The organism is Alteromonas sp. G4i35 (assembly GCF_054960375.1).
The window spans coordinates 10,762-30,970 of the sequence record NZ_JBHNZD010000008.1 but is presented as its reverse complement, the minus strand read 5'-3'; the positions used below and the strand labels follow the sequence as shown (position 1 = coordinate 30,970).

Genomic DNA, 20,209 nt, shown 5'->3' with positions numbered 1-20,209 from the left:
AAGCATGGTTAAATCTTATTTATTGGTGCATAATACCGCCAATATTTTTAAGGGGTTATCACAATGGCTGATTGGATTAATGCAATTATGTTTGGTGTTGCGCTAATTGCCTTTACGCTAGGGCTAAGCAGCATCGTTATGGGCTTTATGACTGCTAAAGCAGGTGCTGAAGGTATGCAGGAAAAAATCGAGTACGGTTTTTTTGGCGTTACTGGTTTAGTACTTTGCTTACTGATGGCCTACGCATTGGCTTAAGCGATAAGCATTAAAAAAACCGGCTATCTCAGCCGGTTTTTTTTCGTCTTGAACAAGTCTTTATTCATCACTGCCTTATCGATTAGGTTCGCTCTTCTCCAGAGCATCCTCAGGCGCATTGTCGCTTTCGGGACTGTTTCTATAAGCGCTTTGTTCGCGATGGGCAAGCAGCGACAAATGTCCATCACGTTGATAAGCGCGTAAATCGAACAAATCCAGCATAGCCATAACGTGGTCGAAAATATCCGCCTGTACTTTTTCGTACCTCACCCATTCCTTTTGTGCACTGAAGCAGTAAATTTCTAAAGGTAAACCAAGCTCATTAGGCGGTAGCTGCCTAACCATTAGGGTTAGTTCTTGGTTTATATCCGGGTGCTTGCGCAAGTATGCCTCTAAATAAGCTCTAAAAGTGCCGATGTTGGTAAGGCGACGGCTGTTTAGCAGATCCGACTCATCAATGGAGTAGTCTCGGTGATAAGCGCGGAGCTCATTTTTCTTCTTATCGATATATTCGTTGATATAGCGAATTTTCGAAAAGCGCTCTAGCATATCGTTGTCACAAAGCTTAATAGAGTGCACATCAATATAAATGGCGCGCTTAATTCTGCGTCCGCCAGACTCTTGCATACCGCGCCAGTTCTTAACTGCTTCTGTAGTAAGGCTGTAAGTCGGCAGCGTAGAAATGGTTTTATCCCAGTTCTGTACTTTGACGTTGGTAAGGCCTATCTCGAGTATTTCACCATCTACTTCATACTTAGGCATGGCAATCCAGTCGCCCGTATTAAACATGCGGTTAGCGGCTATTTGAATGCCGGCAACAAAGCCCAGAATGGTGTCTCTGAATATCAATAGTAAAACAGCGGCAATGGCGGTTAAGCCAGACACAATAAGTAGCGGGCTTCTGTCTACAATTAAAGAGATACTTAATAGTATGGTGACAATAGCAAATGCCAATTTGGTAACTTGAATAAAGCCAGTGATAGGTGCGCGTTTAGCAAGCGCTGAGGCGTTATAAACGTCTTCCACTGTGCTCAACATGGCATATAAGGCAAGAAGGCCGCTATATAGCATGTATAGCTGAGCGCTCTTTATCACCATACCGTGCATCACGGCTTCATCGCTAATAAGTACCGGTGTGGTTAAGTAAATAAACAGGGCAGGAAACAGGTGCATTAAGCGACGGAAAAATCCGTGCTGCTGCAAGGCGTTGTCCCAGAGGTTATTGGATTTGTATACCCAACTGGCTATCTGGGGGCGCACCAATAGCCTTGCGATAATATAGATTACCGCCGACACCACTAAAATACTACTTAGTGCGATGACGTTATACAGCGGATCTTCAGTAGTAAGATTCGGGAAAATATCATTAACTATGTGAATAAAGTTATCGCGTACTGAAGCACTGACTTCCATTAATTACGACTCCAACATTTTCTTTATACGGTTGTCTTTATTTTCCCATAGACCGTTCAACCAGTTTTGGAAATAAAGACGAAACTCAGACTCAGTGCGTTCTGAATGCTGTTGTAATTCAGGTACCGGCGTAACGTTCACATCGATCACGATTTTTGTCATCTGACCGCTAAGCATTGCCATCATAGGATGACGCTTATTTTCCGGGTAAAGCAGCGAGATATCTAACACGTTGGTAAACAATTCGCCCATAGCTGAGAGCGTAAAGGAAACGCCGCCGGCTTTGGGGGGCAGGAGGTTTTCATAGGGACTTTGCTTTGACAGATGCTTCAATGAAGTAAATCGAGTTCCCTCTACAAAGTTAATGACCGTTGTGGGCACCGTTCTAAACTTCTCACAATACGCTTTGGTGGTTTCGAGATCCTTTCCTTTTTTCTCTGGGTGCTTTTCTAAATAAGCACGGGTGTATCTGTGCATAAACGGCATATCAAGTGCCCAGGCACCCAGTCCGACAAATGGCAGCCAAATAAGCTCTTTCTTAAGGAAAAATTTGGGTGCAGGAATGCGGTTCGTTGCGAATTCAATGAGCAGAATAATGTCGAGGTAGCTTAAATGATTGGCAATAATCAGATACCAACGGTCTTTTGACAGTTCGCCGTGTACCGAACACTCAATATCGACGCGGTTGAACAAGCGTATCATGAGAACGCTGACCCGTCCGAAGCTAAACATTAGCCCGTGCATCACTTTATTCCATGCTGTTCTTATCTTTCCGTTGGGCATAATAAGTTTTACCAAGCCCAGTAAGATAATTAAGCCTCCCCACAACGCAAGATTGAGGATTTGTAGTGAAGTATGTAATACGAAAATAAAAGGAGCGAGTACTGCGCGAATCATAATGGTTTCTGTGTTGCGTTTAGTGAATCTAAAAGTTGATCTTTGGCATGCCAGCGTTCATTCAACCACGTCTGAAAACGGGCTCGAACTTGCGGATCATCAAAATAATTGTCGCTGAAAATGCCGTTTTCCATAATGTCTTTGATGGGCATTACGTTGATATTCACTCGAATATCACGAACCTTACCACTAACGAAGTCCCAGAAAGACGGTACGCCGTTCGGATAATCAATTGTGACATCAATAAGCTTATGCAAATGATCGCCCATCGCAGACAAAACGAATGCTATGCCGCCTGCTTTAGGTTTAAGTAAATGAGTGAAAGGCGAGGCCTGCTTGTCGTGCTTGGCTTGCGTAAAGCGGGTGCCTTCAACAAAATTCATAATACTTACAGGCTTATTTCTAAATTTCTCACACGCTTTGCGCGTGGTTTCCATATCCTTTCCTTTTAAATGCGGGTTTTTCGCAAGAAATGATTTGGAATATCGGCGCATAAACGGAAAGTCGAGTGCCCACCAAGTGAGCCCTAAAATAGGAACATAAATAAGCTCTTTTTTAAGGAAAAACTTTAAAAACGGAATTCTTCGGTTAAATACACGTTGAAGAACTAAGATATCGACCCAAGATTGATGGTTAGCAACAACGAGATACCAATCATCTCGAGTGAGTTTTTCTAGTCCGTTTATTTGCCATTTGGTGCGTCCGCTGATGCGCTGATTCAGGTTATTAACGCCGATCCACGCAGTCGCGCATGCGTCGAGTAAATAAGAAATGAATCGTCGCCACGGCGCAATAGGTATAAGTTTAAAAATAGCCAATATGAAAATAGGCGTTGACCACACTACCGTATTGACGAAATAGCAGATGACCGAAATAGTGCCAACAATATGATGCAACAGTGCTTTTACCATTGTACTTACCTCAAAAATTAGGCGCTTAGTGTAAACGAACTTGATCTAAAATCCGATAGAGCCTTTACTGATTCCACAATAAAGGTGCAAATTTACGTATTTAAGGAGCTGAAATGGAGCTTATTGGCGAAAATAGAGCATTCGGGGGACGGCATTTACGCTATACCCATAAAGCTGAAACAACACAATGCGATATGACCTTCGCAATTTTTCTTCCCCCTTTCGCCTCGAAAGAAAAGCCAGTGCCCGTGCTTTACTGGCTGTCAGGGCTGACATGTACCGACCAGAACTTTATGCAAAAAGCTGGTGCAATGAAGCTAGCGGCGGAATTAGGTATGGCTATTGTTGCGCCCGATACATCCCCCCGTGGCGAGAACGTTCCTGACGACGAAGAAGGATCTTATGACTTTGGCCTTGGGGCAGGCTTCTACGTTGACGCTACGCAGGCGCCGTGGGATAAGCATTACAAAATGTATAGCTATATTGTGAACGAGCTACCTGCGCTTATTGAAAGCGAGTTCCCTGTAACCAAAGAGCGCGCTATTAGCGGTCACTCAATGGGCGGACACGGTGCTTTAGTTATTGGCATGCGTAATCCTAATAAGTTTGTATCGGTATCGGCCTTTAGCCCTATCTCAAATCCTTCAGATTGTCCGTGGGGCGAGAAAGCCTTAGGTCGATACTTAGGCGATGACAAGGCAGCATGGCAGGATTACGACGCCTCGTTGCTATTAGCAAGCAAAACACACAGTGTACCTCTGCTAGTAGAGCAAGGGACAAAAGATGAGTTCTTGCACGAGCAGCTGAAACCTCAGTCACTTGTTCATGCTGCGCAACAGTCAGATACGCAACTTACGCTTAACATGCATGAAGGTTACGATCATAGTTACTTCTTTATTGCATCATTTATTGAAGAGCACTTGGAGTTCCATGCAGGACACATGGGGCTAATTTAAGCGTAAAATACAAGCTGTAAAAAAGCCGGATCGTACTCCGGCTTTTTTGTTTATGGCTGATGAAGCTTTGCTTAAGCTTACTTTAGCTTTTGCGCTAAAGTTATAAATTCAGGTATGGCAACGGGGCGCTGATATAAGTAACCCTGACCGTAAGCACACCGATGATTTTGCAAAAACTGTTGCTGCTGTTGGGTTTCAATACCTTCTGCAATAATCTTAATGTTTAAGTTGCTCGCCAGTCCAAGAATAGCCTGAACGATAGCTTGGTCGTCGGTGTTTTTCTCAAGTTCACTGACAAAGGAACGGTCAATCTTAAGCTCATCGATAGGCAGTTTCTTCAGATACACCAGTGAACTAAAACCTGTACCGAAATCGTCAATCGACACGGTGATCCCCATTGCTCGAAGCTCGTTGAGTAATACTGAAACGGTATCCAAGCTTTCCACAAACACGCTTTCGGTTAACTCGATAGATAAGTTTGAGCCGGGGAGTTGGTGATCTTCCAATGCGTTTTTAATTTGGTTTAGTAGTGCTAAATCTGACACTTGGCGGCCAGAGATATTAATGGCCAACCTAATGTCTAAATTAGAAGCCTTTAACGCTTCTATAGCATCACAAGCTTCATTGATAAGCCACTCGCCGAAAGGGAAAATGAGTTCACTTTTTTCAGCAAGAGGAATGAACACTTCTGGGGAAATAAACTTACCTTCCGGCGTTATCCATCTTGCCAATGCCTCGCATTTAACAATTTTGCCAGTCTCTAAATCGACAATAGGCTGCAAAAAGAGTTTGAGTTCATTGTTTTCGATGGCAGAACGTAGCTGACTCTCAAGCTCGCTAATTGCATGATGTTGTTTGTGTAGTTCTTCACTGTAGGTAAGTACCACATTGCGACCTTGGTATTTAGCGGCCTGCAAGGCGATGTCAGCACACTGAAGAAGTGATTCGGTTGACGGGCAGTGTCGGGGAAAGTTCGCTTCGCCAATATTTATGCCTAAATTCGGCTCGCTGCCATTGAGAACGGTATAGGTTTGAGTGAGCTTTTTGACTAGCTGCTCAATATACTCGGCACTGGTAAGTTCGTTAAAGGTATCTTCACGTTTCACCAATGCAAACTCATTGCTGCCTATTCTCGCTATAAACCCGCTGTTGCCGACAAAGGTCTGCAGTCGCAGTGCGAACGATTTAAGGATCTCGTCACCCGACTGATAGCTAAGTGATTCATTTATCTTCTTAAAGTCGCATATATCTATGATGAACAACTTGAATGCGATTTCTTCCTGAACCAGTCTTCTTACTGTATCGGTAAACAAATTGCGATTGGCTACCTTTGTTAACGAGTCCATTCCACTGGCAGTTAATACGCTCTCTTCTTTATTGTGAATATGGGTAATATCGGTAAGTAGGTAAACCCAATGGGTTAACTTATCCCCTTGTAATACAGGGTGAATGGTAACCTGAAGCCACACACCATAATCGTCAACAGGTTGCCAATAAAGCTCCCCTTGCCAGGGGGCTTTTCGCTGCACCAGTGCGGGAAGAAACGTTGCCGGCGCATCAATATCAGTAAGAAGCTCGTTGACGCGAATAGAGCTTGGCGTTGTGCTATTACACAGCAGCAATCTATGAGACGCTTTGTTGTCCAATATCAATCCGCCTTTGTCGTCTAAAATGACAACGCCGGTTTCCAGGTTGTGAATAGCTTGCTGAATGGGCGGAACGAGCTTTTGAAGTCGGGTGTTCTTGCGTAAAACACCATTTAATTTGTGCCTAATATACTCATGCTGACCTACAATTTCGTGATGGCTTAGCAATAATTCCCGCGCGGCTTGCAGCGTTTTACGTTTTTCGTCAAATTGCTCTTCTACGTTTTTAACGACCAAATAGCGAGAACCCGACTCGCTATTAATTGCCAATGCTTCTAAGCGAAGTACTTGGCTCTCATTGTGCTCGGTCCAAAAGCCAGATGAAAGCGTAAATGACGTTTCGCCTTTCCATACTTCGTCGGCATCGAGAAAAAAGTCGTCTAAAAAAATGGAAGGGATATGCTTCTTTTGCAGTTTATTGTTTTCGTCAATCGTAACAACATTTGCTAGCCATGGAAGTTCTGGCGTTAAGCATTCAATGTCGCTTTCGGAGTTACACCTAAATAGCGCGCAGTTAGTAATGCCCAATGCATTTAATAAATGAATATCCATGGCAATCTCCTACCAAAACGCAATTGTACTGAATAAATTCTCTACATTTTCACCGGTCTTTGCGCTGGTTTTCGTTAGTGAAGCGAATTTTTGAGCGTAAGAATTGAGTTCTTCCTCACTCCAGTGCCAACTTGTGGGGAGATCGGTTTTATTTACAACAAAAAATGCGGGGATATCGGGGTAGTGTTCGCGTGCGAGTTCTAGAATTTCCATGCCTTCAAGCAAGGATTGAGACCGAGTTTGGTCAACTACAATAATGTAGGCGCTTGCGCCGCGAAGGTAGCGAGGGTTGAAGCCACAGTATCTGTCGATACCTTCTAAATCCCAAAGTAGAAGCTGAACGCCGCGTCCGTCTTTATTGACTTGTTTCTTATCTATTTTTACGCCAATAGTGGTCTTGTATTTTTCGGAGAAAATACCTTCAACGAATTGCTTAACCAAGCTTGTCTTGCCAACACCAGTGGGCCCTAAAATACATACTTTTTTCTGTATCACCGCCAAGCTTCCTTACTATTGCTCACTGGATATCAAAACGTTTAACATAACCGAACGCCCCATTGATGCTTTCTGCAATGGTAGCTCTCCTAAACTTACGGGTATAAGAGTATCACTTTCTACGCCAAGTGAAATTAATGAATTCACAACATTCTCTGCTCGTTTTTGACTCAATGCGCGATTTCGTGCGCTTGAGCCTGAATTATCACTGGCACCCATCACAACAATACTGACAACAGTTTTTGTCTTGTCAGCAAGGGTTAACAACTGTTTTATGTCGTTTGCCAGAAGTTCTAATTTTGCTAACTGTACTTCAGAAAGCGCTTCTTGGTTAGTAGCAAAAAGTACATTTTGTGAAGAAACCTTATTAACTAATCGGTTCAATGCGGCCTTCTGGAGCTCAGCATTGTCAATTTGATACGCTGCTTTGACGTTAAGCGCAGTGGTATCAACGTTAACTGTCGAAATTCCAGGAATAGCGTTAATTTGCTGAGTAAGGTTAATTGCGGTTGGAGTGAACACGGTTCCTGAAATAATAAAGCTACGGTCTTCACCTTTTTCAATTAATAGGCTTTCTGATTCGCTGAGTGGATAGTCGCTCACGAGCTTTTCAAGTTTGCGTTCAACCACACTTGGTTTTAAAGAAACAAAGGGTTCTTCAATAACAGTAACTCTTTCTGCATCGATGTTATTATCGCTAAACCATTGTTCGATGCTAGTGGCAACCGGGTCGCGAAGGACTTTAGCGTGCACGTTCCCACTGGAAACATAAGTATCAGTTACTATGATGCCAGGTGGAGGAGGAAGCTCGTGCAAGTCGCTTTTTAAGATGCTTAGCGACAAACGCATAAAAGACAGCACTGCAAGTGCGAAAAAAATCACAAGAAGCACTAGTGCACCTATTAATCGGTTTGATTTTTTTCCTTCACCCTCTTTTCTTTCGCTTATTAAGCAGTCTGAAAGAATGGTTTCGCAACCGTCGAAGGGCGCATTGTCACCTTCATAAGTGAGCAACGGTTGCTGATAGAACTGATGAAAATCTTCCAACGCCTGTTGAAGTTTTCCGCGTACCTCAGGAGGAATACTGCCCGTAACTGCAGCAACAAGCAGCGCTTGTGGCCCAATTTTTATTAGCAGCGTAAAGTCTTCCGTTTTTATCTCGCCGAGCTCGTTTTCTGACTCGGTACTGGTAACGCCAAACGCATCTGCCACAAAGTCATTAATGGCTACTAGCATTGATGAAATTAAGTCTGCGTCTTTTTCTTTCTCAGGATCTGAAGAAATGCTGTGAAGTAGCGTGCCGGTCTCTCGATGAATGACCAGCAGCTGTTGGACTTGGTATTGGTAAATTTGAGATGCGACAAATTCAGAATACCTGACTCCGGACTGCCAAGCTTTGAATCGCCAAGATACGCTTTTGGGACTTAAGCTGTTTTCGATAAGCGCGTTAGTGCGCTCGACAAACTCAACAAGAAATGAAGATACTGCCTTTCTTACAAGCGTGCCAACCAAAGGGTAAAGTGTACCAACAATCTTGTCGCTATTAGCTTCTATAGAGCGGTGAAGCGACTTCTCTACAAGAGGAACAAGTACTTTGTTAACCGAGCCGTCCTTTGTCTCGCGTTCAAAGAGCGCTTCAGAAACGACGTTTGTCACGATGCCTTTCGCATCGCGATTCAACTTTTCTTGAACGAACTTGTCGTCTCTTCCAATGAGTAGCTCTCTGACTTTGTCTAGAGAGTTGTCAGATAGCTCCGACGGCGGCACTTTTTCAGTCATTAATTAATGATCTGTAGCGAGGTTGGTGGCCATAGTCGAAAGTAAGTTTGCCAACGTTTTTCTATCGGTTTTACTTTCTGAAAGCTCACTGGTAACCTGCTGAAGCTTCTCAAGCAGCTCTTGGTGACGCTTACTAAATAAATTATCAAGCGACTCTAGTTCTTTAACCACATGAGCTTCCAATGCATCGTTGTCATTCTTTGCAGCAGTTTCAGCTATCTCCAATTCACTTTGCAATTTGTCAGTGGTGTTTTGAAGTTGCTCTTGCACGTTACTGTGGTTGTTGTTAGCACTGGCCAACTGATTCGATAATTCTGTGATCTGTTGGTCAATAAGCTTACGTATATCGTTAAACTGATTATCAAGATGCGTATTCAGTTTAGTGAAGCTGTCGTTGACCCGTGACTCCAACGCAGAAAGATCTGCACGGAAAGCACGGTTTGTCTGACCAAACAAAATCTCTCTAAGTTGAGCAAGTTCGTCTGCTGGTTTGGGCGCGCCTTCAGTTTGAGTTACGTCTTGCGCTTGCTGATCCTTCGGCTTCTTGTCCGCCATAAAATGTCTCCGGAAGGCGCAGTTCTTTGCGTTGAACACGCTAACGAGCTGCAATCACACTTTTGTCTGTGCTAATAATTATGGTTATTACTTTATACAATAGCCGCTAATCGTGAACTTTGAAATACACTAAAAGCATAATAGTGGCAAATACCTACAAAAATCCTTATACAAAAAAACGTTATCTTTTCAGTAAGTTGAATAATCAATGAAGATTTACTTATGCGTTCTACGATTTGAGCTGTTTTTTAAGGCTGAAATGGGACAATCAAATAATGGCAAGCGACATTGTTTTTTTATTGAACATAGGTACTATACGCCGCTCGCGCGTACGCGAGGTATATAAGTAATAACTGTGTCTGAGGTTCCTGTCGTGTCTATCACTCCACTAAATCGTAAATTCTCTGTTGCCCCTATGCTGGATTGGACAGACCGGCATTGTCGCTACTTTTTACGATTAATGTCTAAGCACACACTTCTCTATACAGAAATGGTAACCACAGGCGCGATCATTTACGGTAAGGGTGATTATCTGGGTTACAACCAAGAGGAACATCCTGTTGCTGTTCAACTGGGCGGAAGCGATCCGTCTGACATGGCTAAGTGTGCTGAGCTATCTCAAGCGCGCGGTTATGATGAAGTTAACATAAACGTAGGTTGTCCAAGTGACAGGGTTAAAAATGGTAGCTTCGGTGCCTGCTTGATGGCCCAGCCAGAGGTGGTAGCAAGTTGTGTCAAAGCCATGCAGGCTGCGGTAGATATTCCCGTTACGGTAAAGTGCCGTATTGGCATTGATGATATGGACGAAGATGAAGACTTCGCTCGTTTCATCGATACAGTAGCAGATGCCGGATGCGATACCTTTATTGTTCACGCAAGGAAAGCGTGGCTACAGGGATTGAGCCCAAAAGAAAATCGCGAAATTCCGCCTTTAAACTATCCGCGGGTTCATAGACTGAAACAGGCTCGCCCTGAATTATCTATTAGCATCAATGGTGGGGTTAAAACGCTAGAAGAAACCCAGCAACAGCTAGAACTTGTTGATGGCGTTATGATAGGGCGTGAGGTTTACGCCAATCCTTATATTATGGCTACAGTAGATAAAGAGATTTTCGGAGATACTGAAGCTCAGAGCATGTCACGCCGAGAAATTGTGCTGAAAATGCAGCAATATATTGAACGCCAAGACGATCCCTATTTCAAACCCTGGCATGCAGCTCGGCATATTTTGGGTCTTTATCAAGGGCAAGCGGGTGGACGCATTTGGCGTAGATACTTAAGCCAAAATGGAACAGGAAAAAATCCAGATCCCAATCTGCTGTTAAATGCGCTAGGCGCTGTAGAAAGTGCACAAAAGGAAGTCGCTGCGTTTAATAGTCAAAAAGACTAACGATTTAGTAATTTTGACCAAAGTTTAATATTTGTTCAATTCTTAAAAGCTCGCTGTCTCGCGAGCTTTTTTATTTAAATTTATATATATCAATGTTTTAAGTGTTTTTGAAGGAGTTGGCACAGCTCTCGCAATCCTCTAAGTATCGCAACAACGGCGTGTTGTTGCACTGACTAACTTCAGAGGGAAATTATGAAAACTTCACTAATCGCAGCAACTTTACTGACAGCAAGCATGGCAAGCGGCGTAGCAAATGCAGAAGAGTCAGTGCTTCAAACGTTTTTAACTAATGTGGTTTCGAACGCAGTGGCTACAACATCACAGGAAATTCAGGCTGACGTATACCAAGCAGTAGCAAACGCAACGTATCACTTTGAGCTAAGCCCACAAGAAGTGCGCGGAAGTGGTAAGGTCAGCGTGACTGATTTAGTTGTTGCTACCCCGTCTGAAGGTAGTTCTACAGAACAAGATGCCGACTAATTCGATATTGATATCTAGCAAAAGCGCCGAAAGGCGCTTTTTTTGTGCGTGTAGCACAGTGACTTAATCATTAAAAACACAAAAAACAAGGGTGGTCAATTCAACAAATTTATTGGTTAAATACGCTAAAAAATTGTGTTTGGTTACTTTACGAACAACTGTTAATTTCTGAAATTAAATTAAACTCTTTTAAAAACAGTACCTTAAATAAATGGCATGGTGATTGTAATAGTTAAAGTGTTGAGGAGAACTCAGTCAGCGGTAACCGGCAGTCAGCGTAACTAAGAATAAGTGCTGGAAACCACAACACTACTTTTAATGGAGAAATAATCATGGGTATGTTTTCGCGCATTAACGATATTGTTCAAGCAAACATCAACGCAATGTTAGATAAAGCGGAAGATCCTGAAAAAATCATTCGTTTGATTATTCAAGAAATGGAAGAGACCTTAGTTGAAGTTCGCACTGATGCAGCGCGCTTTATTGCTCAGCAGAAAACGCTTGCGCGCCATATGGCATCAGCAAACAAAGAAGTGGAAGGGTGGCAGCACAAAGCACAGATCGCAATGAATAATGACAAAGAGTCATTGGCTAAAGCCGCACTAATCGAAAAACAAAAGTACGTTGCAAAGCTAGCTTCTCTTGAAGAGCAAGAAGCGCATCTTGCTCAGAGTATCGAAAAAATCCAAGGCGATACTGCTCGTCTGAACAGTAAGTTAGCCGAAGCAAAAGCCAAGCAAAAAACGCTGGTTCAGCGCAAGAATTCTGCGCAAACACGCTTAAAAGTGAAGCAAGCTGATCACGAAGGAAAAATTGATGATGCCATGATGCGCTTTGAGAGTTACGAGCAGCGCATTGATCATCTAGAAGCGCAAGTTGATGCGTACGACCTAACAAAGTCGAATGAAGCAACGTCACTGCAGGCCGAGTTCGATGCAATGGAAGCAGATGAAACTATCGAAAAGGAATTGGCTGAACTTAAGAAGAAAAAGGTCGCGTAGGCGACCTTGAGAGCCGCAGCCCGTATTGTAGATATCGAAGTAAGCATTTTTGGAGAAGATGATGAAAGTACCATCACAAAAACGAATTTATAGAGACCTTGATTCTGGAATCATTTCAGGTGTGTGTGCAGGAGTTGCACGTTATTTTGATATAGATGCAGTATGGGTTAGAGCGGCGGCTGTAGCAGGCTTGTTCATCGCTACGCCTATTACGCTAGTGGCTTATATTGCAGCCGTTATCTTATTACCGAGATTAGTGTAATGAAAAACTTTCTGATTGCATTGGTCATCGCCATTATTTTGGTGAATTGTTTAGGCAGCTTAGTAGATAGCTGGTTGGGTATGCACTTAATCATGTCAGATGAATTACTAAGTCCTTGGGAAAACGTAGCAGTGTTATCGCTAGTCGGCGTAGTCCTCGCTATCGTTGGTTTCGTTGTTGCTGTAAGCGTTATGGGCACAATTCTTTTAGCGCTAGGCGCAGGATTTTTAGCATTATTAGTGGTGGGAGTAAGTGCATTTTGGCCAATTATACTTATCGCGATAGCGCTATATGCTTTGAAAAATCGAAACTCTGCCGCTTATAAGCAGCAAAATGACCGAAATATGCACCATAATGTATAATCATCATAATTTTATTTAAGTTGTGTTAACGTAGTAAAAGATGGTGATATAAAGACGACCGTCACAAAGGTTTCGCATTTTTCACATAGTATTAAGACTACAAATAGCTGACCTCCGTCGGCTATTTGTTATTTAAAAGGAAGGTTGGTGTTATATGAGACAATCTATTAACTCAAAACGGATAGCGATTGTCGCTGTAGTGTTAGTTTTACTTTTCTGGCTAATAGGATGGTATTGGAGCCTATCTCCAGACACGTTTGATGTTAGACAACGTTTAAAGCAAAACTCGCCTGTTGAGAATCCAACTAATATTGCGGGTTACACATTAACAACAACCATGATTGATGTGTCAGAAACCTTACTTGATAAGCCTGGTGGATATCTTTCTAACGATATTACGCCTCCTGGCATTTTTTTAGATAACATGCCTGCATGGGAGTTCGGTGCGCTGGAAATGGTGCGAGATTTGGCACTTTCAATGCGCAAAGACTTTAGCCGCTCTCAATCTCAATCTATTGAAAATCCGTATCTTACAAAGGCCCATCCTAAGTTCAATATGGATCACAAAAGCTGGGCGCTGCCTTCTTCTGAATCAAGTTATGCCGACGGTATAGAGCTTCTAAAAAAATACCGTGACGAGTTAGCGAATACCCGAAATACCGACAGTCAGTTTTATACTCGCGCAGACAACTTACGCGAGTGGTTGAAACAGGTAGAAAAACGTTTGGGTAGTTATTCACAAAGACTTAGTGCCAGCGTAGGATCGGCTAGATTGAACACTGATCTGGCGGGTGACTCGAATGCAAAGCAGTCTTCTCCTGTAGCCAGCCAGCGTGTAGTTAAAACGAGTTGGTGGAAACTAGACGATAATTTCTATGAGGCACGCGGTGCTACGTGGGCTTTACTTCACTTTCTAAAAGCCGTGGAAATTGAATTTTACGACGTATTGGAAGATAAGAATGCATTGGTTAGTCTTCAGCAAATTATTCGTGAACTGGAAGCGACACAGCAGTCGGTATTCAGTCCAATGATTTTAAATGGTAGTGGATTTGGCATGTTAGCGAACCATTCTTTGGTAATGGCAAACTATATTTCTCGTGCAAACGCTGCTTTAATTGAACTTTCAGAACTTCTTAATCAAGGATAATTAATGAAAAAGGGTCTTATAGCTGCCGCATTGGGATGCGCATTAGTTTCAGTTTCATCTCATGCAGACACTATCGCAGGCGTATATGTTGGAGCCCAAGTATGGCAAACCGACACGCAGGGCGGTTTTGCTGATAGCAACAACACCGCTGACTTTAACTTTGATGATGAGACCAATACGGCGCTATACATTGCCTTTGAGCATCCGGTACCGTTTTTACCTAACGTAAAAGTAAATCACACTACATTAGATAACTCGGGCACCACAACGCTTCAGTCTGAATTCACTTTCGACGGCGAACTGTTTACTGAAAGCACCACGGTTAATACAGATGTAGAGCTAGATGCTACAGATTTCATTTTGTACTACGAGTTATTTGATAACGATCTAGTGAGCTTTGACTTAGGTGTTAACGCGAAGTATATCGACGGCGCACTGTTCGTTGTGGATAGAGCGAGTGACACAGCCGGATCTGCAGAATTCTCTGGTATTGTTCCAATGGCCTACTCAAAGGTTCAGCTAGGTTTACCGTTTACTGGTTTATCAGCATACTTTGAAGGAAGCTATTTGTCGTTCGACGACCATGAGCTTAGTGATTATCAAGCTGCAATTCAGTACTCATTCATTGAAAGCTTAGCCGTTGATATGACGCTTCAGGTGGGTTACAGAAATGTAACGGTTGATATCGAAGACCTTGATGATGTGTACGCTGATATGGAATTTGATGGTGTATTCGCAGGGCTAGAACTTCACTTCTAAGCCTCAACTACGGATTTTAAAGGGCGGGGCTGCGATTGCAGCCTCGCCCTTTTTATTGCTTCTCGCCCAAATTCAATTGTGTTATTACCTATTCGCACAGTCATTAGCACTTTCAGTAATAAAAAAGTTTCATTTATTCTTTTCTCTTCTTGAAGAAAGCCGTTAGCCTTAGCGCCATTGATAAAAGGCTAAAAGACTATGTCACAAGATTCTAATTCGAACTCAGCGCCAGGCGCGGTATTAAACGAACAGCAGTGGAATGCAATAACGCAAGCCATTGCAGGCTTAAATCGTGATCAACTTACTTGGGTAAGTGGTTATGCTGCGGGCATGGCTGCTGCACAAGGTGGTTCGGTTGCACCAATGATGCAAGGCACTCCTGCAGTAGCGGGTGACGCGCCAACGCTTACTATTTTGTACGGTTCACAAACCGGTAATGCGAAAGGTGTTGCAGCGCAGTGTCAAGCGAAAGCAGAAGAAGCGGGCTTTAATAGCAAGCTGGTTAGCATGGCAGATTACAAGCCACGTAACTTGAAAGCAGAAACTCACGTTGCGGTATTTGTTAGTACCCATGGTGAAGGTGATGCACCAGACGATGCTATTGAGCTACATGAATTCTTGGCTGGCAAAAAAGCCCCGAAGCTTGCTGATACCAAATATGCAGTTTTGGGTTTAGGTGACAGTAGTTACGAGTTTTTCTGCCAAACGGGTAAAGACTTTGATGAACGCTTAGGTAAGCTTGGCGGTAAAGCTATTGTAGAGCGTCTGGACTGCGACGTTGATTATGAAGCGGAAGCCGAAGCATGGCTGAGCAAGCTCATCGATTCGCTAAAAGACGATTTTAGTGCAGCTCCGCAAGCAGCGGTAGCGGCGCAAACTGGCGCGGCAGTGCAGGGTGTAGCAGCGCAAACTTACACTAAGAAAGCGCCGTTTAAAGCGACCTTAATTGACGCACAAAAAATCACAGGTCGTGATTCTGTTAAAGATATACGCCATATTGAAATAAGCCTTGAAGATAGCGGAATTACCTATAAGCCAGGTGATGCGCTTGGTGTATGGTTTAAAAATGCAGCATCTCTAGTGTCGGAGCTTATTAGTATCTTGTCACTAAACGGCAATACAGAAGTGTCTGTGGCTGACGCGACCATGTCACTCACCGAAGCATTAACGTCGAAGCTTGAATTAACCTTAAGTTACCCTAATTTCATTAAGTCATATCAAGAGGCGACAGGCTCTGAATCATTGGCTACATTGATGGAAGATAAAGCGCAGCTGCGTACCTACATGGCCGAACGTCAAATTATTGATATTGTGCGCGACCATCCGGGTAAGTTGTCTGAACAACAGCTTGTAGATGCTTTGCGACCGCTAACGCCTCGCTTGTACTCGATAGCATCAAGCCAAGCCGAAGTGGAAGAAGAAGTACATTTAACCGTAGCTCACGTTGACTATGAAGCGTTTGGACATCGTCATCAAGGCGGCGCATCTGGCTTTTTGTGTGAATATCTAGAAGAAAATGGCGACGTAGAAGTGTTCGTAGAAAGTAACGATAACTTCCGTTTGCCCGCTGATCCAAATACGCCAGTGATCATGGTCGGCCCGGGTACGGGTATTGCACCGTTTAGATCGTTCATGCAAGAGCGTGACGTACAAGGCGCAGAAGGCAAAAACTGGCTGTTCTTTGGCAACCCACATTTCACGCAAGATTTTCTATATCAAGTGGAATGGCAAGGCTACGTTAAAGAAGGCCTGCTAGACAAAATTACGCTGGCATTTTCTCGTGACCAAGAAGAAAAAGTATATGTTCAGCACCGTTTACTAGAAAACGGTAAAGAGGTGTATGAATGGCTAGAGCAGGGCGCACACTTCTATGTGTGTGGCGATGCAATGCACATGGCGAAAGATGTAGAGAACGCCCTAATTAGTATTGTGCAAGAGCACGGCGGTAAATCTGAAGCCGATGCAAAAGCCTATGTTGTAGAGTTACGTAAAGCGAAACGTTATCAGAAGGATGTCTATTAATGAGTAACGAAAAATCACCATTTATCGTTGAGGGCAAACTGGCTGACAACGAGCGTTTAAAGCGTGAAAGTAATAATTTGCGCGGCACCATCACTACCGATCTTAAAGATGATCTTACTGGTGGTTTCACCGCTGATAACTTCCAGCTTATTCGCTTTCACGGTATGTACCAACAAGACGATCGTGATATTCGCGCTGAGCGTGCAAAGCAGAAACTTGAGCCGCTTCACAATGTGATGTTGCGTGCCCGTTTACCTGGTGGTGTTATTACGCCTGACCAATGGTTAGCGATTGATAAGTTTGCAGCCGATCACACCATGTACGGCAGCATTCGTTTAACAACCCGTCAAACTTTCCAGTTTCACGGTGTGTTAAAGCCTAAGATTAAGTCCATGCACCAAATGCTAAACAAGGTAGGCATCGACTCTATTGCTACGGCAGGCGATGTAAACCGAAACGTACTATGTACGTCAAATCCGGTTGAATCTGAGCTTCACCTTCAGGCATTTGAATGGGCGAAGAAGATAAGTGAACACTTACTACCTAAAACCCGCGCGTATGCTGAAATTTGGTTAGACGGTGAAAAAGTTGAAACGACTGAAAAACCTGTAGAGCCTATTTTGGGTGATAACTATTTACCGCGTAAATTTAAAACGACGGTGGTGATTCCTCCGCAAAACGATGTAGATGTTCACGCAAACGATCTTAACTTTGTTGCGATTGCAGAGAACGGTCAATTAATTGGCTTCAACGTGCTTGTCGGTGGTGGTCTTGCGATGACCCATGGCGACAAGAGTACGTATCCACGAAAAGCGTCTGATTTCGGATTTATTCCGCTTGAAAACACGCTAGACGTTGCCGCAGCGGTTGTAACAACTCAGCGTGATTGGGGGAACCGTGTTAATCGTAAGAACGCGAAAACCAAATATACGTTAGAGCGTGTTGGGGTAGACAACTTTAAGGCTGAAGTTGAAAAACGCGCAGGCGTGACTTTCCAAGACAGCCGTGCGTATGAATTTACGGGACGTGGCGATCGCTTTGGCTGGGTTGAAGGTATTGACGGCAAATATCACCTGACCGTATTTATTGAGAATGGCCGTATTTTAGATTACCCAGGTAAAACGCTAAAAACAGGCTGTGCCGAAATTGCGAAGATCCACAAAGGTGATTTCCGCTTAACGGCAAACCAGAATTTGATTATTGCCGGTGTAGCGCCGCAAGACAAAGACAAAATTGAAGCATTAGCCCGCGAACATGGCTTAATAGCGCCATCGATTTCTAACCAGCGACTTGACTCAATGGCCTGTGTTGCATTGCCAACCTGTCCGTTAGCCATGGCAGAAGCTGAGCGCTACTTGCCGGATGCCGTTACGGAGCTAGAAGGTTTGCTTGCCAAACACGGATTGGAAGAAGACAGCGTAATCTTCCGTGTAACAGGCTGCCCGAATGGCTGTGGTCGCGCGATGTTGTCTGAGGTTGGTTTAGTAGGTAAGGGCCCAGGCAAATACAATTTGCATTTGGGTGGAAACCGAGAAGGTACACGTATTCCACGTATGTATCGAGAAAACATAAGCGAACAGGAAATCATGGCAGAACTAGATTCACTGTTTGGCCAGTGGGCCAAAGATCGTGAAGCGGGTGAAGCCTTTGGTGATTACGTTGTTCGCGCTGGTGTTGTAAAACCAGTAGTAGACTCCGCACGGGATTTCTATGACGAATAATACAGCGATTAAGCAGCAACCACTAACGCTTGATATCAGTAAGGAAGCCCTTGCTGATATCAATGAAACGTTAGAGAAAATGACAGCGCAGGAGCGAGTAGCTTGGGCGCTGGACAACTTGCCTGATACTCATATTGTGTCTTCAAGCTTTGGAGCACAATCGGCGGTTATGCTGCATATGCTTACCCAAGCACAACCGGATATTCCTGTTGTGCTTACCGACACAGGCTATCTTTTTCCTGAGACATATAAGTTTATTGATGAACTTGTAGAAAAGCTCAATTTAAATTTGCATGTGTACAGCGCAGAGATGTCTTCTGCGTGGCAGGAAGCGCGCTTTGGCAGACTTTGGGAACAAGGCATCGAAGGTATTGAGAAATACAATAAGATGAACAAAGTTGAGCCAATGCAGCGCGCCTTACGTGACCTGAAAGCAGGTACGTGGTTTGCAGGTTTGCGTAGAAGCCAATCAGATACCAGGGGAAAGCTTCCAGTTCTACAAAAAGTAGGGCAGCAGTTTAAACTTTACCCGATCATTGATTGGAGCAACAAAGACTTACATTACTACCTGAAAGATAACGACTTGTCTTATCATCCGCTTTGGGAGCAAGGGTATGTATCCATCGGTGATTGGCATACCACGCAGTCGCTCCAAGAAGGAATGAGTGAGCAAGACACGCGCTTCTTTGGTTTGAAACGTGAGTGTGGATTGCACGAGTTTGGTGACGGTATTTAACTTACGTTAAATACCTCGCCTAACACCGACTTAATGCTGGTTAAATACACTTCATTAGGCGACTTAGTCACTAATTTATACAGCTCACTGCCGACCGAAGTGAACTTGTAATACACCAAAGCAACCCCCGACGTTTTACTGGTTAATGAAATATTTTCATTTACGCATCGCCAGGTTACTTGCTGACCTTCATCGTATTCGGCGCTTTCAATTTCGCTGGTATAAATCAACTTCATCTCTTGCAAAGACAACAGATCAGGGTAACTCAACCCTACGTTGGCTAAGTTAATTTGCTCAGGAACAGGGCGTCTCAATAGTGAAAGCAAGCCTTTGCGTTTGTGATACCCCACAAGAATACGCGGGACCGCATCGTTATTTCTTCTACTCGCAACATTCACAGCCTTATTGAATACTTGTGCATCCCTATGAGTTAGCGTCTTTAATAGCTGCAATGTACGAAGGGAAAAACTGCCCGGGCGAGCCACCTCAACGGCAAAAATCTTTCCCCATAATTCCTGCATGGGCGGGCTGTAAATTTCCTCAGCCATGGTACTAAATGCGAAAAACCAGTCGGGATCAAGATTATCACTAGTTTGTTCGTTGATCGTCACATTTAATGCTATATTTAATACAGCTTGAAGATTGCTCGCTTTTTGGGTTTCTAATATTTGTTTTCTTCTTTCTAGTGCATGCTTTTGCTTTTTAGGATCAGGGGACATCATAGAGGGGCTTATACCCACTCTGGCAAACCAGGAAAGCATGCGTTGGCGACTAGCATCGGTTTTCACTGCGTTGCTGGCCGCTTTTTCAGCCGCAGGCGATTCGGCTGTCACCTTTACAGTCTTCTCTTCCGTTTCCTGTGGTTTTTTT

The 20,209-nt window shown here is 43.6% G+C and carries 20 protein-coding genes; 12 read left to right on the top strand and 8 right to left on the bottom strand.

Translation table 11 applies throughout. The annotated features are described in order from the left end of the window. Positions 1-63 precede the first annotated feature (63 nt). Positions 64-255 carry a hypothetical protein gene (locus ACFI6L_RS06315; RefSeq protein WP_014950735.1) on the top strand — a complete coding sequence of 64 codons (192 nt, stop codon included), beginning with the start codon at positions 64-66 and terminating at the stop codon, positions 253-255. A 75-nt stretch (positions 256-330) separates the two neighbouring features. Here ACFI6L_RS06315 and ACFI6L_RS06310 read toward each other — a convergent pair whose 3' ends face one another. Genes ACFI6L_RS06310 through ACFI6L_RS06300 form a run of 3 tightly spaced genes read right to left on the bottom strand, consistent with a single transcriptional unit; the run spans position 331 to position 3,476 of the window. After that, positions 331-1,668: a mechanosensitive ion channel family protein gene (locus ACFI6L_RS06310; RefSeq protein WP_039231214.1), complete on the bottom strand. Its 1,338-nt coding sequence runs from the start codon at positions 1,666-1,668 to the stop codon at positions 331-333. 3 nt (positions 1,669-1,671) lie between these two features. Next, positions 1,672-2,565 carry an acyltransferase gene (locus tag ACFI6L_RS06305; protein WP_014950733.1) on the bottom strand — a complete coding sequence of 298 codons (894 nt, stop codon included), beginning with the start codon at positions 2,563-2,565 and terminating at the stop codon, positions 1,672-1,674. Beyond that, positions 2,562-3,476, bottom strand: coding sequence for an acyltransferase (locus tag ACFI6L_RS06300; RefSeq protein WP_462573611.1), 915 nt, complete (start codon positions 3,474-3,476; stop codon positions 2,562-2,564). The genes ACFI6L_RS06305 and ACFI6L_RS06300 overlap by 4 nt, the downstream gene beginning before the upstream one ends. A gap of 113 nt (positions 3,477-3,589) precedes the next feature. Between ACFI6L_RS06300 and fghA the strand changes: the two genes are divergently transcribed. Further along, positions 3,590-4,432 carry an S-formylglutathione hydrolase gene (gene fghA, locus ACFI6L_RS06295; RefSeq protein ID WP_014950731.1) on the top strand — a complete coding sequence of 281 codons (843 nt, stop codon included), beginning with the start codon at positions 3,590-3,592 and terminating at the stop codon, positions 4,430-4,432. Between the two features lie 77 nt (positions 4,433-4,509). On the opposite strand, the gene ACFI6L_RS06290 is transcribed toward fghA, so the two are convergent. From ACFI6L_RS06290 to ACFI6L_RS06275, 4 genes are read right to left on the bottom strand one after another with little or no spacing between them, the layout of a single operon-like run. Then, the gene (locus ACFI6L_RS06290; RefSeq protein WP_462573610.1) at positions 4,510-6,630 is read right to left on the bottom strand and encodes a putative bifunctional diguanylate cyclase/phosphodiesterase; all 2,121 of its coding nucleotides are present in this window, start codon (positions 6,628-6,630) and stop codon (positions 4,510-4,512) included. A gap of 9 nt (positions 6,631-6,639) precedes the next feature. Then, positions 6,640-7,125: a Rab family GTPase gene (locus ACFI6L_RS06285; protein WP_014980321.1), complete on the bottom strand. Its 486-nt coding sequence runs from the start codon at positions 7,123-7,125 to the stop codon at positions 6,640-6,642. Positions 7,126-7,140: 15 nt separating this feature from the next. After that, positions 7,141-8,904, bottom strand: coding sequence for an OmpA family protein (locus ACFI6L_RS06280; RefSeq protein ID WP_462573609.1), 1,764 nt, complete (start codon positions 8,902-8,904; stop codon positions 7,141-7,143). A 3-nt stretch (positions 8,905-8,907) separates the two neighbouring features. Next, a complete protein-coding gene (locus tag ACFI6L_RS06275; RefSeq protein ID WP_435786952.1) occupies positions 8,908-9,459 on the bottom strand; it encodes a hypothetical protein in 552 nt (183 codons plus the stop codon). Positions 9,460-9,874: 415 nt separating this feature from the next. Here ACFI6L_RS06275 and dusA point away from each other — a divergent pair, with 415 nt between their 5' ends. From dusA to ACFI6L_RS06225, 10 genes are all read left to right on the top strand, one after another. Beyond that, positions 9,875-10,849: a tRNA dihydrouridine(20/20a) synthase DusA gene (dusA, locus tag ACFI6L_RS06270; RefSeq protein ID WP_435786965.1), complete on the top strand. Its 975-nt coding sequence runs from the start codon at positions 9,875-9,877 to the stop codon at positions 10,847-10,849. 192 nt (positions 10,850-11,041) lie between these two features. Next, entirely contained in the window at positions 11,042-11,329 is a 288-nt protein-coding gene (locus tag ACFI6L_RS06265; RefSeq protein WP_435786951.1) for a hypothetical protein, read from the top strand. A gap of 332 nt (positions 11,330-11,661) precedes the next feature. Then, entirely contained in the window at positions 11,662-12,330 is a 669-nt protein-coding gene (pspA, locus tag ACFI6L_RS06260; RefSeq protein WP_435786950.1) for a phage shock protein PspA, read from the top strand. A 61-nt stretch (positions 12,331-12,391) separates the two neighbouring features. Next, positions 12,392-12,592 carry a PspC domain-containing protein gene (locus ACFI6L_RS06255; RefSeq protein WP_014950723.1) on the top strand — a complete coding sequence of 67 codons (201 nt, stop codon included), beginning with the start codon at positions 12,392-12,394 and terminating at the stop codon, positions 12,590-12,592. Then, on the top strand, positions 12,592-12,954 hold the full coding sequence (locus tag ACFI6L_RS06250; protein WP_014977415.1) for a hypothetical protein: 363 nt from the start codon (positions 12,592-12,594) through the stop codon (positions 12,952-12,954). The genes ACFI6L_RS06255 and ACFI6L_RS06250 overlap by 1 nt, the downstream gene beginning before the upstream one ends. 154 nt (positions 12,955-13,108) lie before the next feature. After that, positions 13,109-14,101: a DUF2333 family protein gene (locus ACFI6L_RS06245; protein ID WP_435786949.1), complete on the top strand. Its 993-nt coding sequence runs from the start codon at positions 13,109-13,111 to the stop codon at positions 14,099-14,101. A 3-nt stretch (positions 14,102-14,104) separates the two neighbouring features. Further along, complete coding sequence (locus ACFI6L_RS06240; RefSeq protein ID WP_435786948.1) at positions 14,105-14,860, top strand: TIGR04219 family outer membrane beta-barrel protein; 756 nt, start codon at positions 14,105-14,107, stop codon at positions 14,858-14,860. A gap of 198 nt (positions 14,861-15,058) precedes the next feature. Continuing rightward, positions 15,059-16,882 carry an assimilatory sulfite reductase (NADPH) flavoprotein subunit gene (locus tag ACFI6L_RS06235; RefSeq protein ID WP_014950719.1) on the top strand — a complete coding sequence of 608 codons (1,824 nt, stop codon included), beginning with the start codon at positions 15,059-15,061 and terminating at the stop codon, positions 16,880-16,882. Then, entirely contained in the window at positions 16,882-18,603 is a 1,722-nt protein-coding gene (cysI, locus tag ACFI6L_RS06230; protein ID WP_101565871.1) for an assimilatory sulfite reductase (NADPH) hemoprotein subunit, read from the top strand. The genes ACFI6L_RS06235 and cysI overlap by 1 nt, the downstream gene beginning before the upstream one ends. Next, positions 18,593-19,339 (top strand): phosphoadenylyl-sulfate reductase, encoded by a 747-nt coding sequence (locus ACFI6L_RS06225; RefSeq protein ID WP_014950717.1) that lies wholly within the window; start codon positions 18,593-18,595, stop codon positions 19,337-19,339. Before cysI ends, ACFI6L_RS06225 begins: the two co-directional genes overlap by 11 nt. On the opposite strand, the gene ACFI6L_RS06220 is transcribed toward ACFI6L_RS06225, so the two are convergent. Next, positions 19,336-20,172 carry a TIGR03899 family protein gene (locus ACFI6L_RS06220; protein WP_083606004.1) on the bottom strand — a complete coding sequence of 279 codons (837 nt, stop codon included), beginning with the start codon at positions 20,170-20,172 and terminating at the stop codon, positions 19,336-19,338. The genes ACFI6L_RS06225 and ACFI6L_RS06220 overlap by 4 nt on opposite strands. Between the last annotated feature and the right edge of the window lie 37 nt (positions 20,173-20,209).